This window comes from Stappia indica, assembly GCF_020177335.1.
Taxonomy (GTDB): Bacteria; Pseudomonadota; Alphaproteobacteria; order Rhizobiales; family Stappiaceae; genus Stappia; species Stappia indica_B.
In genome coordinates, this window is the sequence record NZ_JAIVMG010000029.1 from 1 (window position 1) to 13,152 (window position 13,152).

Consider the following 13,152-nt stretch of genomic DNA (forward strand, 5'->3'; position numbering starts at 1 on the left):
TGGCCTTCACCCGTCGCTTGGGCTGCTTGTTCCTGAGCTGCAGTCCCAACTCATTGTAAATCCTACGGGTCTTCTTCATGTTGATCGTCCACCCCTCACGACGCAACAGCACGTGGACACGCCGGTAGCCGTAGCGCACCCGCGTCTCGCAAATCTCCTTGATCCTTCGTTCCAGCGCGGCCTGCCCGGTGCGACGGGACTTGTAGTGGTAAGTAGAGGTGTCGAACTTCAGTGCCTTGCAGGCCCGTCTGATCGATATCCCCCAGTCCACCAGCATCCCGTCGACCAGCTTGCGCTTCCGGGCAGGCCTCAAAGCTTTCGGCGAATGACGTCCTGCAGCATCTCGCGATCGAGCGTCAGGTCAGCGACGATCTTCTTCAGCCGACTGTTCTCATCCTCAAGGGCCTTCAGCCGGCGCATCTCGTCTGGCAACAGTCCAGCATACTTCTTCTTCCAGTTGAAATAGGTCGCCTGGCTGATCCCGGCCTTGCGGCAGATCTCGGCCACGGGCACGCCGTCATCGCCCTGCTTCAGAATGAATGCCTTCTGCGCGTCCGAACCGAAGGACCGCGAAGCGAAAACTTCGATGCCTTCATCGCTCTCCGCTCCATCCCAGCCAGGGAACCCTAAGCGGAAAACTCTAACCAAATGCGATCCAGTTTACGGGGATCAGAGCACTCTTTCCACCGCCACTGGCGTGATGTGCCAGAGAGCACCTGGCGCTGGCCGAATTTCTCGCCAGCCGAGATCGCCTGCCGCGGCACCGGCAAGCTGCTGATCAACGAGCCCGCGCTCGACAAGCTGCAGGCGTTGCGCGACCGGCTTGGGAAGCCGCTGATCGTCCGCTCGGCCTATCGCAGCCCCGAGCACAACCGTGCGGTCGGCGGCGCGACCCGGTCGAAGCACCTCGACGGCGCCGCCTTTGACATCGCCATGGCGAACCACGACCCGGCGGCGTTCGAGGCCGCGGCACAGGAGGTCGGGTTCCTCGGCTTCGGCTTCTACCCGCGCTCGGGCTTCATCCACGTCGACCTCGGCCCCGCGCGCCAGTGGGGCGAACGGTTCCCGGTCCGGGCTAGTGCCTTCGCCGAAGAGACGCCGCCCGTGCGCGAAGTGCTGGCCAAGAGCCGCACCATGAAGGGCGGCGGCGCGGCGGGTGTCGCGACGCTCGGCGCGGCCGGGGTGGAAGTCGCCCAGCAGGTGCTGGCGGAGACGCAAAGCGCCGTCCTGCCGCTGGTCCCGTATCTCGACACCCTGCGCTGGGTGTTCATCGCCGTGGCGCTCGGTGGCATCGCGGTCACCATCTATGCCCGCCTCGACGACTGGCGCCGGGGGCGGCGGTGATCGCCGCGCTTCTGACCGGGTTCGCCGCCAGCCCGTGGACGCGGGCGGCGCTGCGCTACGGCGCCATCGTCCTCGCCGTGCTCCTGTTCCTGCTGTCGCTTCGGCGGTTCGGCGAGCGAGCGGGACGCCTCGCCGAACGCCTTGAGACAATGGAGAAGGTCAATGACGTCCAACGCCGGATGCTGGAAGCAGCAGCTCGCCGCCCTCGCGATCGTAACGAGCTTGCTGAGCGGCTGCGCGACGGTTCGTTCTGAGAACGGGAGGCAGGCGACATGCCCGCCAGTGGTCGAGTATGGCCGTGAGTTCCAGGTGCGGGCGGCCGAGGAACTGGCCCTGCTGCCGGAGGGATCGTCGGTTGCGGAGATGCTGGCCGACTATGCCGTGATGAGGGAGCAGGCGCGTGCGTGCGGATCCACGCCGTGATCTAAGCTCGATGCGCCAGGTCCAAGGGATGTTGACGATCCACTCCGGCGCAATTCCAGCGCCTGTCGGCGCCCGGACCTAGCTGCCCGTGGTCAACACTCATGTCGCGCGCGCGGGAGATTGGCAGGGCTTGATATGGATCAAGGCGCATATGCGCACCGACGCATAATCATCCCGCCATGCAGGATGTACTGACCGCCCTTTGCGACCCGACCCGCCGCGCCGCGCTCGCCCTTCTCTGGGATGGGGGTGAGCATTGCGTTTGCGAGTTGATGGCGAGGCTCGACGCGAGCCAGAGCCGGATGTCGCGGCACATGAAGGTGCTGCGCGAGGCCGGTCTCGTGCTGGACAGGCGCGACGCGCAATGGGTGCGCTACCGCCGAAACCCTGACCTGGCACCCGAACTTGCGGCCGTGATCGACGCTGTGCTGACCGCCGAATTCAATCTCGAAAGGAAGGTCGCATGACCGTCGAAACACATGACCCCGCCCTGCATCGCGGCGCGCCCGACTGGCTCTGGTATGTCGGCACCCCCGCCGTCGGCGTTGTCCTCTACCTGCTCTACGGTCAGCTGATCCCGATTTCGGAATGGGTGACGGCGCTGTTCCCGGTGGCGCGCGACAGCCACACCGGCGAGGCCATCGCCTTTTTCGTCTATGACGTCCCGAAGGTGCTGTTGCTGCTCACTGGCATCGTCTTCGTGACGGGCGTGCTGCGCAGCTGGTTCAGCCCGGAGAAGACCCGCGCCATCCTGGCGGGAAAACGTGAGATCTGGGGCTATCCGCTTGCCGCGCTTCTCGGTGTGCTGACGCCGTTCTGTTCCTGCTCCTCGGTGCCGCTTTTCATCGGTTTCGTCTCAGCGGGCATTCCGCTGAGTGTCACGTTCTCCTTCCTGATCGCCGGGCCGATGGTCGGGCCGGTGGGCCTCGGGTTGCTCTATGGCCTCGTCGGCTGGCAGATCGCCACGATCTACCTCGTCTTTGGGTTCACCATCGCCACGGTCGCGGGGTTCGTCCTCGGGCGCATGGGTCTGGAGCGCTACCTGCAGGACTGGGTGCGCGAGCTGAACGCGGGCCCCGTCGGCGATCTGCCCGAGGAACGTCTGACCCTCGTCGATCGGCTGAAGATTGGCGCCGAACAGGTCCGCGAGATCGTTGGCAAGGTCTGGATCTGGGTGCTGATCGGCATCGGCATCGGCGCCGCGATCCACGGCTACGTTCCCGAAGAGATGATGCTGCGGATCATGGGCGGCGAGGCCTGGTGGTCGGTGCCCGCCGCCGTCGTCGTGGGCGTGCCGATGTACACGAATGCGGCCGGTGTCATTCCCATCGTGGAGGCGCTGCTGGGCAAGGGGGCCGCGCTTGGCACGACGCTGGCCTTCATGATGTCGGTGATCGCGCTGAGCCTGCCCGAGATGATCATTCTCAAGCAGGTGCTGACCCTTCGCCTGATCGCGATCTTCATCGCGGTCGTCTCGGCGGGGATCCTCGCCACCGGCTTTCTCTTCAACGCCATACTCTAAAAGGACACGCCCATGAAAACCGTCAAGGTCTACGGCCCCGGCTGCAAACGCTGCGAAACCACCGAAGCCATGGTCAAGGACGCCGCCGCAAAGCTCGGCGTCGCCGTCGAGGTCGAAAAGATCACCGACGCGAAGTCCATCGCGATGGCGGGCGTCATATCCACGCCGGGCATCTCGGTCGACGGCAAGCTCGTTCATGCCGGGGGGCTGCCGGATGCGGCCAAACTCGAAGGCTGGCTCCGCGCATGATCCGCGCCCTCATCGCCGGTTTCGTCGTCGTCGCGCCGACGTTCGTGGCAGCCGAAGTCCTCGACGTGCGGTCTGTGACCGAGGGCGTTTGGGCCATCGTCGGAGAGAAGGAACAGCGCAGCCCCGAAAACCTCGGCAACAACGCCACCTTCGGCCTTGTCGTCACTGATGCCGGTGCGGTGCTGATCGATCCGGGCGGCTCGTGGCGCGGCGCGGAGGCTCTACACGATGCGATCCGCAGCGTGACCGACCAGCCCGTGACCCATGTTATCAACACCGGCGGGCAGGATCACCGCTGGCTCGGCAATGGCTACTGGCAGGCGCAAGGGGCCACGGTGATCGCGTCCGACGCGGCGGTGGAGGACCAGCAGGCCCGGGCGTCGATGCAGATGACGGGGTTGACGCAGCTGATCGGCGCGACGCTGGAGGGGACTGAACCCAGCTTCGCTGACGTGACCTTTTCCGATGCCTATACGCTGGATGTCGGCGGCCTGATCTTCGAGATCGTGCATCCGGGCCCCGCGCACACGCCCGGCGACAGTTTTGTCTGGGTGCCGGCGCGCGACACGGTGTTTACCGGCGACATCGTCTATGTCGAGCGCATCCTCGGCGTGGGCGAGCAGAGTTCCATCACTCACTGGCCCGACGCCTATCTCGCGGTGGAAGCGACAGGCGCCGCCCATGTCGTGCCTGGCCACGGCGGGCCGACGACGATGGAGCGCGCCCGCGCCGACACCTACGACTACCTGATGAACCTGCGCGCACAGATCGGGGCGCTGCTGGACGATGGCTGCGACATTCTGGCGGCGCCGCGGGTCGACCAGGCGGCCTTCACGTATCTCGAACAGTTCGACAGCCTGGCAGGTCGCAACGCGCAGACCGCCTTCCAGCAGATGGAATGGGAGTGATGCTGGAGTATCGCGTCACCGCCCGCCGCATCGACAGCCATGGCTCGGAAGCCGAGGCAAAGGCGGCGCGCCTCGTGCTCGACACCGACATGGCGGGGCGCGACGACGCCTTCAATCCGGCGGAGATGCTACTGGCCAGCCTCGCCGCCTGCCTGCTGAAAGGGGCTGAGCGGGTGACGCCCATGCTCAACTTCGATCTGCGCGGCATCGAGGTCAGCCTGCATGGCGTGCGGCAGGACAGCCCGCCGAAGATGGTGCGCATCGACTACGAGATCGTTCTGAATACGGACGAGAGCGACCAGCGACTGGATCTGCTTCACCGCAACCTGCGCAAATACGGCACCATCTCGAACACGCTGGCCGAGGCGACCGAGCTTGTCGGTACGATCCGGCGGAAAGTCTGATCCATGCCCCATGACCATGCCCACGATCACGCGCCGCCTGCCGATCTTGGCCCGGCCTTTCGTTGGGCCGTCGGGCTGAACACCGCCTATGTGATCGTCGAGGCGGTCGCGGGCTTTCTGACTGGTTCGCTGGCGCTGCTGGCGGATGCGGCGCACAATCTGACCGATGTAGCGGGGTTGCTCATCGCCTGGGCGGCGGCGGTTCTGGCGAAGCGTACGGCGACGCAGGCGCATAGCTGGGGGCTGGGCCGGGCCACGATCATGGCGGCGATGCTGAACGCGCTCGCCATCCTGATCGGCGTCGTCTGGGTGATCTGGGAGGCGGCGCAGCGAGTCCAGACGCCGGAAGAGGTGCCGGGGCTGACGATCCTGATCGTGGCGCTGGTGGGGATCGGCGTGAACACCGGCTCGGCGCTCCTGTTCATGCGCGCGCAGAAGGAGGACCTGAACACCAAGGGGGCCTTTCTGCACATGGCGGCCGACGCCGTCGTCTCGGGCGCTGTGGTGCTGGCGGCGGCGGGCATCCTGATGACCGGCTGGACCTGGCTCGATCCGGCCGTCGCCATCGCCGTCAGCCTGCTGATCGCCATCACGGCTGGGGGACTGTTCCGCGAGGCGCTACACCTCAGCCTGGACGGCGTGCCCGAGCGGGTCGATCCGGGCGCTGGCACGGCCGCAGGTGTTTGCGCTCTACATCGGCCTGTCTCTGACCGGCGCCTTCGCATCGGGGCTGCTGTTCCAGCTATGGGCCTCGATGGCTTGAACGTTGCGGTGGGGCGCGCTGCCTCGCCGCTCATTTCCCGATCGAACCATCATCATGATTTCACGACTGTCTCCGGCACGGCGCGGCCTGATCGTCACCGCGCTCGGATCCTCCCTCACCGTCAGCTGGGCCTCCAGCTACTACATCCCCGCAGTTCTGGCCGTGCCCATGGCCGAGGATCTCGGCCTGTCGCCGGTCTGGGTCTTCGGCGCCTTCTCCATGGCGATGGTGGTCTCGGCCATGGTGGGACCGTGGGCCGGGGCGCGGATCGACGGCGTCGGCGGGCGGGGAGTGCTGATGCTGTCGAACCTCGTCTTTGCAGCGGGGCTCGGGCTTTTGGCGCTGGCTCCGACGCCTCTGGTCCTCTTCGCAGGCTGGGCGGTGATCGGGCTCGGTATGGGGATAGGTCTCTACGAGGCGGGGTTCGCGACGCTCGCGGGGATCTATGGCAAGGACGCGCGCGGACCGATCACCGGCATCACTCTGATCGCCGGGTTCGCGAGCACGGTCGGCTGGCCGCTCTCGGGGCTGATGCTGGCGACATGGGGCTGGCGCGAAGCCTGCCTCGGCTGGGCGCTGATCCATCTGGCAGTGGCGTTGCCGCTGAACGCGTGGCTGCCGAAAGGCACTAGGACGGCAGCCGGAGAGGCGACGCCGGTCGAGGACGGCCCTCCGCCATCCCGCCTTGCGCTGTGGCTGCTGGCATTCGTCTTTGCCGCGACCTGGTTCAACTCGACCGCCATGGCCGCGCATCTGCCAGGCCTTCTGTAGGCCGCCGGGGCCAGCACGGCTGTCGCCATCGCGGCAGGAGCGCTGATCGGCCCGGCGCAGGTCGCAGCCCGGGTGCTGGAGTTCGGCCTGCTGCGCCGGTTCCACCCGCTCGTCTCGACCCGCGTGGCGGCAGCGGCGCATCCCGTCGCCGCTGTGGCGCTGGTGAGCTTTGGAGGTCCCGCGGCCTATGCCTTCGCGCTCCTGCATGGGGCGGGGAACGGGATCCTCACGATAGCCAAGGGCACTCTGCCGCTGGCGTTGTTCGGGTCGGCGGGATACGGGCGGCGGATCGGCTGGCTGAATGCGCCCGCCCGCATCCTGCAAGCGGCGGCGCCCCTGATCTTCGGTGCCGCGCTGACCACATGGGGCCTCTCGGCGATCTGGCTGACGGCCGGGATCGGGGTTGCCTCCTTCACCGCTCTGCTGGCCCTCAGGCGAACATGAGGCGGCGCAAACGGGCCTCGCGACATCGCCCTGCGCTCAGGTTGCGGCGGAGAGGTTCACCCGCTTCATGAGCGCGGCCGCCGTTTCCTTGCGCTCGGAGTAGCGGTCCACGAGATACGCCTTCCGATCGCGCGTGAGCAGCGTGAACTTCACCAGCTCCTCCATGACATCCACGATCCGGTCGTAGAGTGGCGACGGGCGCATCCGTCCCGCCTCGTCGAACTCCTGAAACGCCTTGGGGATCGAGGACTGGTTGGGTATGGTGAGCATCCGCATCCAGCGCCCGAGAACCCGCATCTGGTTGACCGCGTTGAAGCTCTGCGAACCGCCCGACACCTGCATCACTGCCAGCGTCTTGCCCTGCGTCGGTCGCACGGCGCCCTCGGACAGCGGAATCCAGTCGATCTGCGTCTTCATAAGGCCGGTCATCGCGCCGTGCCGCTCGGGGCTCGACCAGACCATGCCTTCGCACCAGGCCACCAGATCGCGCAGCTCGCGCACCTTCGGGTGGCTGGCATCCACCCCGTCGTCGACCAGCGGCAGGCCTGAGGGGTTGAAGAACCGGACCTCCGCCCCGAGCACTGTGAGGATGCGACCGGCTTCCTCGGCCGACAGTCGGCTGAACGATCGCGCCCGGAGCGAGCCGTAGAGGATCAGGATGCGGGGCGGATGCGTGCTGATGGCAGGCGACAGCAGCCGGTCGCGGTCGATGGCGGCGAAACTCGTCTCGTCGAGCTGTGGTGTTGTCAGATCGGTCGGTGTGTCAGGCAATCCGGTTTCCCTCGGCGTCGATGATCAATTGGCCGTCCTCCTTGGCGAGCGGACCCGGAGGGAGCGTCTCGAGCAGATCGAGGACAGTCTCGGACGGGCGGCAGAGCCTGACGCCCATCGGCGTACAAACGATCGGGCGGTTCACGAGGATCGGGTGGCGCGTCATGGCGTCCAGCAATGCGTCGTCGGAGACGTCCGGCGCGGTGAGCCCCAACTCCTCGGCCGGGGAGCGCTTGACCCGGAGTGCCTCGCGCACCGTGATCTCGGCGGCGGCGAACAAGGCCAGAAGCTGCGGACGCGTCCAGCCCTCCTTCAGATAGTCGATGACGGTCGGCTCGTATCCAGCCGCCTCGATGATGCCGAGCACGTTGCGGGACGTGCCGCAGTCGGGATTGTGGTGGATGACGACCGGGAAGGTGCTCACGCCGGGAACCTCTCGCGTGTCCGGTTCGCAATGGCGACGAGGCTCAGCATCACCGGCACCTCGACCAGCACCCCCACCACGGTGGCCAGCGCCGCACCGGAGTTCAGCCCGAAAAGCCCGATCGCCACGGCGACCGCCAGTTCGAAGAAGTTCGACGTGCCGATCAGCGCGCAGGGCGCGGCGACCCGGTGGGGCACGGCCCACTGCCAGGCCCATCCATATCCAAGGGCGAAGATGCCGTAGGACTGGATGACGATCGGGACTGCGATCAGCGCGATCAGCAGCGGTTGCGCGAGAATAACCGGCCCCTGGAAACCGAAGAGTAGCACCACGGTCACCAGCAGCCCGACCACCGAGGCCGGCTTGATCCGCGCCGTGAACGCGGTCACCGCAGCCTCGCCGCCTTTCGCGATCAGCGCCCGGCGCGTAAGGAGACCCGCGATCAGGGGAATGACGATGTAGAGGACGACCGACAGGATCAGCGTCTCCCACGGGATGCTGATGTCGGTCACGCCCAGAAGGAAGGCCACGATGGGGGCGAAGGCGACCACCATGATCAGGTCGTTCACCGAGACCTGCACCAGCGTGTAGTTGGGATCGCCCTTGGTCAGCTGTGACCAGACGAAGACCATCGCCGTGCAGGGCGCCGCCCCGAGCAGGATCAGCCCGGCGATGTATTCCGGCGCGCGCTCTGGGTCGATCAGTCCGGCGAAGACGTGGTTGAAGAACAGTACCGCCAGCGCCGCCATGGTGAAGGGCTTGATCAGCCAGTTCACGGCCAGCGTGATCACGAGGCCCTTCGGGCGCTGTCCCACCGCCTTCAGCGAGCCGAGATCCACCGCGATCATCATCGGATAGACCATCGCCCAGATCAGGACGGCGACGACGAGGTTGACCGAGGCGACCTCCAGCGCGGCCAGCGCGCCGAAGAGACCCGGCGCGAGGTTGCCGAGGACGAGCCCGGCCAGGATGCACAGCGCGACCCAGAGCGTCAGCCAGCGTTCGAAGAGGTTCATGAAATTTCCTTTTCGTCAGGCACGCAGCAGACCGCAGCGGATGGGGCGGTCAGCGTGCCGATAAAGTCGGCCAGCGGTTCCAGCGCAGCGGGGTTCAGCGCGTAGCAGATGCGCGGGCCGGATATCTCGCCAGTGATGACCCCGGCAGCCTTCAGGATGCGCAGGTGCTCGGAGACCGTAGATTGCGCCAGGCCGACAGCGCCCACGATGTCGCCGCCGATGCAGCCGGGCGTGGCGAGCAGCAGCCGCAGGATGCGCAGTCTTGCCGGATGCGCGAGCGCCTTGGCCAGTTCAGCGATTTCGATGTCAGTATCCTGCATGAGCCATCCATCTGTTCGTTAATCGTCGATAGACGATAATAGTGGCTAGCACAATGGTGTTCGCTGCAGAGTGGCCATCGTTGCCAAACGGGCGAAGAGGGCGACGAGGCGGCGCTCGACATCCGCGACCTGCGCTCGATGCTGGATTTGCTTCGGCTCGTGCGCCGCACGGCCGTGCAAACCATCGTCCGCGCCGTCACCACCGCGGTCCTGCTCGCGCTGCTCGCCGGCGTCGCGATCAAGCTGAAGATCTTCGGCAACGGCCCGTATCCGAAGACAATCCGTGTCGACCAGGGCTCGGAGTTCATCTCCCGTGACCTGGACCTGTGGGCCTATCAGCGCGGCGTCGAACTCGACTTTTCCCGCCCGGGCAAGCCGACCGACAACGCCTACATCGAATCGTTCAACGGCAAGTTCAGGGCCGAATGCCTCAATGCACACTGGTTCCTGACGCTTGACGATGCCCGCTCGAAAATGGAGGAATGGCGTAAGGACTACAACACAGTCCGCCCGCACAGCGCGATCGGCAACAAGCCGCCGATATCGCTCATGAAAGGCTCATCGGCACCTTCCGCCACCTGAGCCAGATACCCCGGAAGTTCCGGTTCGGGGCGATCCAAAGACGGGGTGCACGTCAGATCCGCTGATACAGAAAACCCGCCCGATCGTCTCCGATGGGCGGGTTTTGTCGTTTCAGGGCCGTTTGAGCCGCTTATTGACCTCAATTGGCCATCCTATGCGACCCGGGACACAAGCACGTCAGGAGGCTCTTAGCGCCAGTTTGTGAGGCTGCGAGTATCGTCGTTCACGCATTGCCCATTCCGCTCCACAATCCTGGTCGGCCAGAATGACACTGTCCTCTGATAGTCGGTGTCGGCAGCAGCAAACCTCGACTGAAGCCCACCTAGTGCAACAAACTCCGCCGAAGCGCGTCGGAACTTCCACAATCGACATCGCTGAGCAGCTTTGCAATCTGCTCCTCTCCCAGTTCACCGCGATGGGCAAGGAAAGCGGCCAACCGGTAAAGCGGCTGCATCCTCGTCGAGAGCATGCCCCGGACGAGGTGGGCGATCTCCTCCAGCCGGAACCTGACCTTGTTCTGCAGAAGAGGATCGGTGGCGAGCCGCGCCTCGGCCTTCTCGGGCGGCTCACGCCAGAGCAGCGAGGTGCCGAGGCCGCAGGAGATCTCCTGCATCGCCGCCAGGATGCTGGCGCGCGCGAGATCGCTTTCACGCGGTCCGCCTGCCGCCGTGGACGCCATCCCGTTGAGCACTTCCTCCGCGACGCGGCCGGCGAGCAGGACGGCGAGATGCATGTCGACGTCTGCCACGGTGGGTACGGCGGAGAACCCCATGCCCACGAAGGCGTGTGGTCCGGTTTCCGGCGAGACGAGCGACATGCGGTAGACCTTCAGACCGAAGAGATTGGCCACGAGCGCGTGCCCCGCCTCGTGGACGGCCATCTGCCATTTTTCCTCGGCGGTATAACGCGGGGTCCGCTTCAGAAGCTCGTCCTGGAGATGTCTTTCCGAAAGACGCTCGCCCGCCCGTCGGGCCCGGGCCCTCACCGTGCGGACGAGGGCCTCCACGTCCGCGCCGCTCGCCCCGCTCAGGAACCGGGCGGTCCGATCAAGATCGATGTCGAGAAGATCCTCCTTGAGATACTGCCGCAGGATGCCCGCCAGGTCCTCCTCGTCGGGCAGCGGGATCTCGATCACCTTCTCCAGCCGGCCCGGTCTCAACAACGCAGGATCGAGAACGCCGGGGTTGTTGGTAGCGCCCACGACAATCACGCCCTCGCGTGCTTCAAAGCCGTCGAGCTGCTCGAGCAAGCCGTTGATTGCCATGCGCACATAATCGCTGTTGTGGGTCTGCAAGTTGGTCCGGCTGCCAACGGCGTCGATCTCGTCAATGAAGAGAAGCGAGGGCGCCTTCCGCCGCGCCTCATCGAAATCGCGCCGCATGGCTCTCAGGTAATCGCCAAGATGACCGCAGGCCTGCCAGGCAGCGGCCGACGTTGCGACCAGATGGAGACCGCAGCTTGCCGCAAGGCTCGCCGCAAACCTTGTCTTGCCCACGCCCGGCGGTCCGGCAAGCACGAGCCCGCGATCGAGATCCTCCCAACTGACTTCTCCCTTGCGGTAGGCGGCAAGGTCCAGCGCCAGGTCGAGCCCCCACGTGCGGGCCTCTCCGTAGCCGATGAGCTCCTCCAGGGGTATCGGGCCAGTCTTGCCTCCAGATTTGGAGCCAGTCTTCGGGGCGGATGCGGAGGCCGAGAGCATTCTGCGCAACCGGGCACGGGTGCGTGCCGGCGCCTCACGCTCGCGCATGGCGGTTCCTATCTCGAAGACGGATTTGGAGCGAAGGATCTCCGGATCGACAGCCTCTGCGAGACCTAGCTCCCGGTCGTGCAAGGCGCGAAACGTGCGTTCCAGATCCTCGACTTCCAGTGTGCCGAGGGACATGACCACGTCGCAGGCCGCGCCTGCCTCCTCGGCGAGCGCATCGAAGTCCTCTGTTATGATGCAGATCGCATAGCGCTCGTGCAGGTAGAGGGCGAGCCAGGAAAGGGCGCTGCCGTCCTCGTCGATGTCCTTGGATCGTAGATCACCTGGTCCTGAGTCCTTGAAGAGTGCAACGCCTGGTCCGCTGTGCCTGTAATGAGACCGAAGATAGGCATGCTCCCTCGCTTTCCACCCCTGGGGAACCAGGCATGCCTTGATGATGGACTCCACACCTTCCTGCCAAGACTCAGGGGCCTCGAAAGCAACAACACGGGCCGGGCGAAACAACCGCGTCGCCTTGCCCGCATCTGCGTCGACAATGGCCCGGGCCACTGCCGCGGTGACCATGGTGAGTACCGGCGGAAGCAGCAGCGCGTCCCGATCGAGGAACGGCTCCCCGGCACTCGCATCCTCATCGTCCTGAAGATCGAGATCGACCTGGTCTTCCGGTCCATCCTCGGAGCTGAGGTCAACCCGGTTGATGCGGTTGGAATAGTGTCCTGCCAAGTCGGCCTCGGCATTGACCCGCCTTTGCAGTCGGCGGGCCAGCCTTCCAAAGACCTTGTCGATACGCGCCTTGCGCCGGGCCTCGGGCGCCTTGCGGGCCAGACGCGCCTGGACGGCATCACTCTCCGGAGCGTCAACGACTGGCTCTACGGTTACGGATGCACTGGTCATTGGCGCACCTCCCGGCAGACGGCGTCGCCACGATTGAACGCAGCAAGCCAGCGGGCATCCTGAAGCAGACTGTACGCCTGGGTGACCATGCTCGGGTCGGGCAGCGGCCCGAGACCGTCACCGGCAACTGGCGCGCAGAGATCCATGAGGGTGATGGGCTCACATTCGGCGAGGCGCCCTCTGGCGCCATCGATCGCCACCAGCAGAGCGGAGGCCAGCAGGTCGAGGGTGCCATCCTCCCCATGAGCGATGCCACCGGATCGAATGTGGTCTTCCAGAGCCTGGTAGCAGCCCGGCAGATCGTCGGTGTCCGAGATGATCGTGGCCACTGTGGCACGGGCGGCATCAAGGCAGGCGGCGATGAGATCGATCGCGCTTGCCCCGAGCTCGGCGTCTTGCCGCCACCATGAGAATGGGCGTGCGGCCTGAAGGGGATCGGGGCGCGCGGAAGAACGGACTGAAGGGGCAGCACCGTTGCTGCGCGAATGACAAGAAATCTGCTGAGACAAGACAAAGGTCTCCTGTTGGCCCGTCGGGAAACCCGCGGGCGGAACTGGAAAATCGGGATGTGTTGGAAAGGGCCTGCCTAGACGGCGGCGAGCCTCGGCCGGC

At 65.8% G+C, this 13,152-nt stretch carries 13 protein-coding genes and 5 pseudogenes; 11 read left to right on the forward strand and 7 right to left on the reverse strand.

What is annotated here, in order from left to right:
- Nucleotides 1-588 (reverse strand): annotated as a pseudogene (locus LC062_RS20955) (transposase); the annotation flags it as partial.
- Between the two features lie 60 nt (nucleotides 589-648).
- Between LC062_RS20955 and LC062_RS20960 the strand changes: the two are divergent.
- From LC062_RS20960 to LC062_RS21620, 9 genes and pseudogenes are all read left to right on the forward strand, one after another.
- Nucleotides 649-1,344 carry a YcbK family protein gene (locus LC062_RS20960; RefSeq protein ID WP_224913094.1) on the forward strand — a complete coding sequence of 232 codons (696 nt, stop codon included), beginning with the start codon at nucleotides 649-651 and terminating at the stop codon, nucleotides 1,342-1,344.
- Nucleotides 1,341-1,598 carry a hypothetical protein gene (locus LC062_RS20965; protein ID WP_224913095.1) on the forward strand — a complete coding sequence of 86 codons (258 nt, stop codon included), beginning with the start codon at nucleotides 1,341-1,343 and terminating at the stop codon, nucleotides 1,596-1,598. Before LC062_RS20960 ends, LC062_RS20965 begins: the two co-directional genes overlap by 4 nt.
- Nucleotides 1,599-1,946: 348 nt before the next feature.
- Nucleotides 1,947-2,234 carry an ArsR/SmtB family transcription factor gene (locus tag LC062_RS20970; protein WP_224913097.1) on the forward strand — a complete coding sequence of 96 codons (288 nt, stop codon included), beginning with the start codon at nucleotides 1,947-1,949 and terminating at the stop codon, nucleotides 2,232-2,234.
- Nucleotides 2,231-3,289 carry a permease gene (locus LC062_RS20975; RefSeq protein WP_224913099.1) on the forward strand — a complete coding sequence of 353 codons (1,059 nt, stop codon included), beginning with the start codon at nucleotides 2,231-2,233 and terminating at the stop codon, nucleotides 3,287-3,289. Before LC062_RS20970 ends, LC062_RS20975 begins: the two co-directional genes overlap by 4 nt.
- 12 nt (nucleotides 3,290-3,301) lie before the next feature.
- Nucleotides 3,302-3,538 carry a thioredoxin family protein gene (locus LC062_RS20980; protein ID WP_224913100.1) on the forward strand — a complete coding sequence of 79 codons (237 nt, stop codon included), beginning with the start codon at nucleotides 3,302-3,304 and terminating at the stop codon, nucleotides 3,536-3,538.
- A complete protein-coding gene (locus LC062_RS20985; protein WP_224913102.1) occupies nucleotides 3,535-4,446 on the forward strand; it encodes an MBL fold metallo-hydrolase in 912 nt (303 codons plus the stop codon). The genes LC062_RS20980 and LC062_RS20985 overlap by 4 nt, the downstream gene beginning before the upstream one ends.
- Nucleotides 4,446-4,850, forward strand: a complete 405-nt coding sequence (locus tag LC062_RS20990) for an OsmC family protein (RefSeq protein WP_224913103.1) — start codon at nucleotides 4,446-4,448, stop codon at nucleotides 4,848-4,850. The genes LC062_RS20985 and LC062_RS20990 overlap by 1 nt, the downstream gene beginning before the upstream one ends.
- A 3-nt stretch (nucleotides 4,851-4,853) precedes the next feature.
- Nucleotides 4,854-5,450 (forward strand): annotated as a pseudogene (locus tag LC062_RS20995) (cation diffusion facilitator family transporter); the annotation flags it as partial.
- Between the two features lie 217 nt (nucleotides 5,451-5,667).
- Nucleotides 5,668-6,828, forward strand: a pseudogene (locus LC062_RS21620) (MFS transporter).
- A 36-nt stretch (nucleotides 6,829-6,864) separates the two neighbouring features.
- On the opposite strand, the gene arsH reads toward LC062_RS21620, so the two are convergent.
- The 4 genes from arsH to LC062_RS21020 are packed head-to-tail and all read right to left on the reverse strand — an operon-like array spanning nucleotide 6,865 to nucleotide 9,359.
- Complete coding sequence (arsH, locus tag LC062_RS21005) at nucleotides 6,865-7,599, reverse strand: arsenical resistance protein ArsH (protein ID WP_455678355.1); 735 nt, start codon at nucleotides 7,597-7,599, stop codon at nucleotides 6,865-6,867.
- Entirely contained in the window at nucleotides 7,592-8,023 is a 432-nt protein-coding gene (arsC, locus tag LC062_RS21010; protein ID WP_224913104.1) for an arsenate reductase (glutaredoxin), read from the reverse strand. Before arsC ends, arsH begins: the two co-directional genes overlap by 8 nt.
- Nucleotides 8,020-9,039 (reverse strand): ACR3 family arsenite efflux transporter, encoded by a 1,020-nt coding sequence (arsB, locus tag LC062_RS21015; protein ID WP_224913105.1) that lies wholly within the window; start codon nucleotides 9,037-9,039, stop codon nucleotides 8,020-8,022. Before arsB ends, arsC begins: the two co-directional genes overlap by 4 nt.
- Complete coding sequence (locus LC062_RS21020; protein WP_224913106.1) at nucleotides 9,036-9,359, reverse strand: ArsR/SmtB family transcription factor; 324 nt, start codon at nucleotides 9,357-9,359, stop codon at nucleotides 9,036-9,038. Before LC062_RS21020 ends, arsB begins: the two co-directional genes overlap by 4 nt.
- Nucleotides 9,360-9,422: 63 nt before the next feature.
- Between LC062_RS21020 and LC062_RS21625 the strand changes: the two are divergent.
- Both LC062_RS21625 and LC062_RS21025 read left to right on the forward strand, forming a co-directional pair.
- Nucleotides 9,423-9,560: pseudogene (locus tag LC062_RS21625) on the forward strand (DUF6127 family protein); the annotation flags it as partial.
- Nucleotides 9,561-9,626: 66 nt separating this feature from the next.
- A pseudogene (locus LC062_RS21025) lies at nucleotides 9,627-9,941 on the forward strand (integrase core domain-containing protein); the annotation flags it as partial.
- 322 nt (nucleotides 9,942-10,263) lie between these two features.
- Here LC062_RS21025 and LC062_RS21030 read toward each other — a convergent pair.
- Together LC062_RS21030 and LC062_RS21035 are read right to left on the reverse strand one after the other, a co-directional pair.
- Complete coding sequence (locus tag LC062_RS21030; protein WP_224913107.1) at nucleotides 10,264-12,540, reverse strand: AAA family ATPase; 2,277 nt, start codon at nucleotides 12,538-12,540, stop codon at nucleotides 10,264-10,266.
- Nucleotides 12,537-13,049 carry a hypothetical protein gene (locus tag LC062_RS21035; protein WP_224913108.1) on the reverse strand — a complete coding sequence of 171 codons (513 nt, stop codon included), beginning with the start codon at nucleotides 13,047-13,049 and terminating at the stop codon, nucleotides 12,537-12,539. The genes LC062_RS21030 and LC062_RS21035 overlap by 4 nt, the downstream gene beginning before the upstream one ends.
- Nucleotides 13,050-13,152: the final 103 nt, after the last annotated feature.

What these genes read in the sequence shown, in the direction of transcription:
- LC062_RS20960 (WP_224913094.1), top strand. Translation starts at nt 649, where the DNA reads ATGCGATCCAGTTTACGGGGATCAGAGCACTCTTTCCACCGCCACTGG.
- LC062_RS20970 (WP_224913097.1), top strand. Translation starts at nt 1,947, where the DNA reads ATGCAGGATGTACTGACCGCCCTTTGCGACCCGACCCGCCGCGCCGCG.
- LC062_RS20975 (WP_224913099.1), top strand. Translation starts at nt 2,231, where the DNA reads ATGACCGTCGAAACACATGACCCCGCCCTGCATCGCGGCGCGCCCGAC.
- LC062_RS20980 (WP_224913100.1), top strand. Translation starts at nt 3,302, where the DNA reads ATGAAAACCGTCAAGGTCTACGGCCCCGGCTGCAAACGCTGCGAAACC.
- LC062_RS20985 (WP_224913102.1), top strand. Translation starts at nt 3,535, where the DNA reads ATGATCCGCGCCCTCATCGCCGGTTTCGTCGTCGTCGCGCCGACGTTC.
- LC062_RS20990 (WP_224913103.1), top strand. Translation starts at nt 4,446, where the DNA reads ATGCTGGAGTATCGCGTCACCGCCCGCCGCATCGACAGCCATGGCTCG.
- arsB (WP_224913105.1), bottom strand. Translation starts at nt 9,039, where the DNA reads ATGAACCTCTTCGAACGCTGGCTGACGCTCTGGGTCGCGCTGTGCATC.
- LC062_RS21020 (WP_224913106.1), bottom strand. Translation starts at nt 9,359, where the DNA reads ATGCAGGATACTGACATCGAAATCGCTGAACTGGCCAAGGCGCTCGCG.
- LC062_RS21030 (WP_224913107.1), bottom strand. Translation starts at nt 12,540, where the DNA reads ATGACCAGTGCATCCGTAACCGTAGAGCCAGTCGTTGACGCTCCGGAG.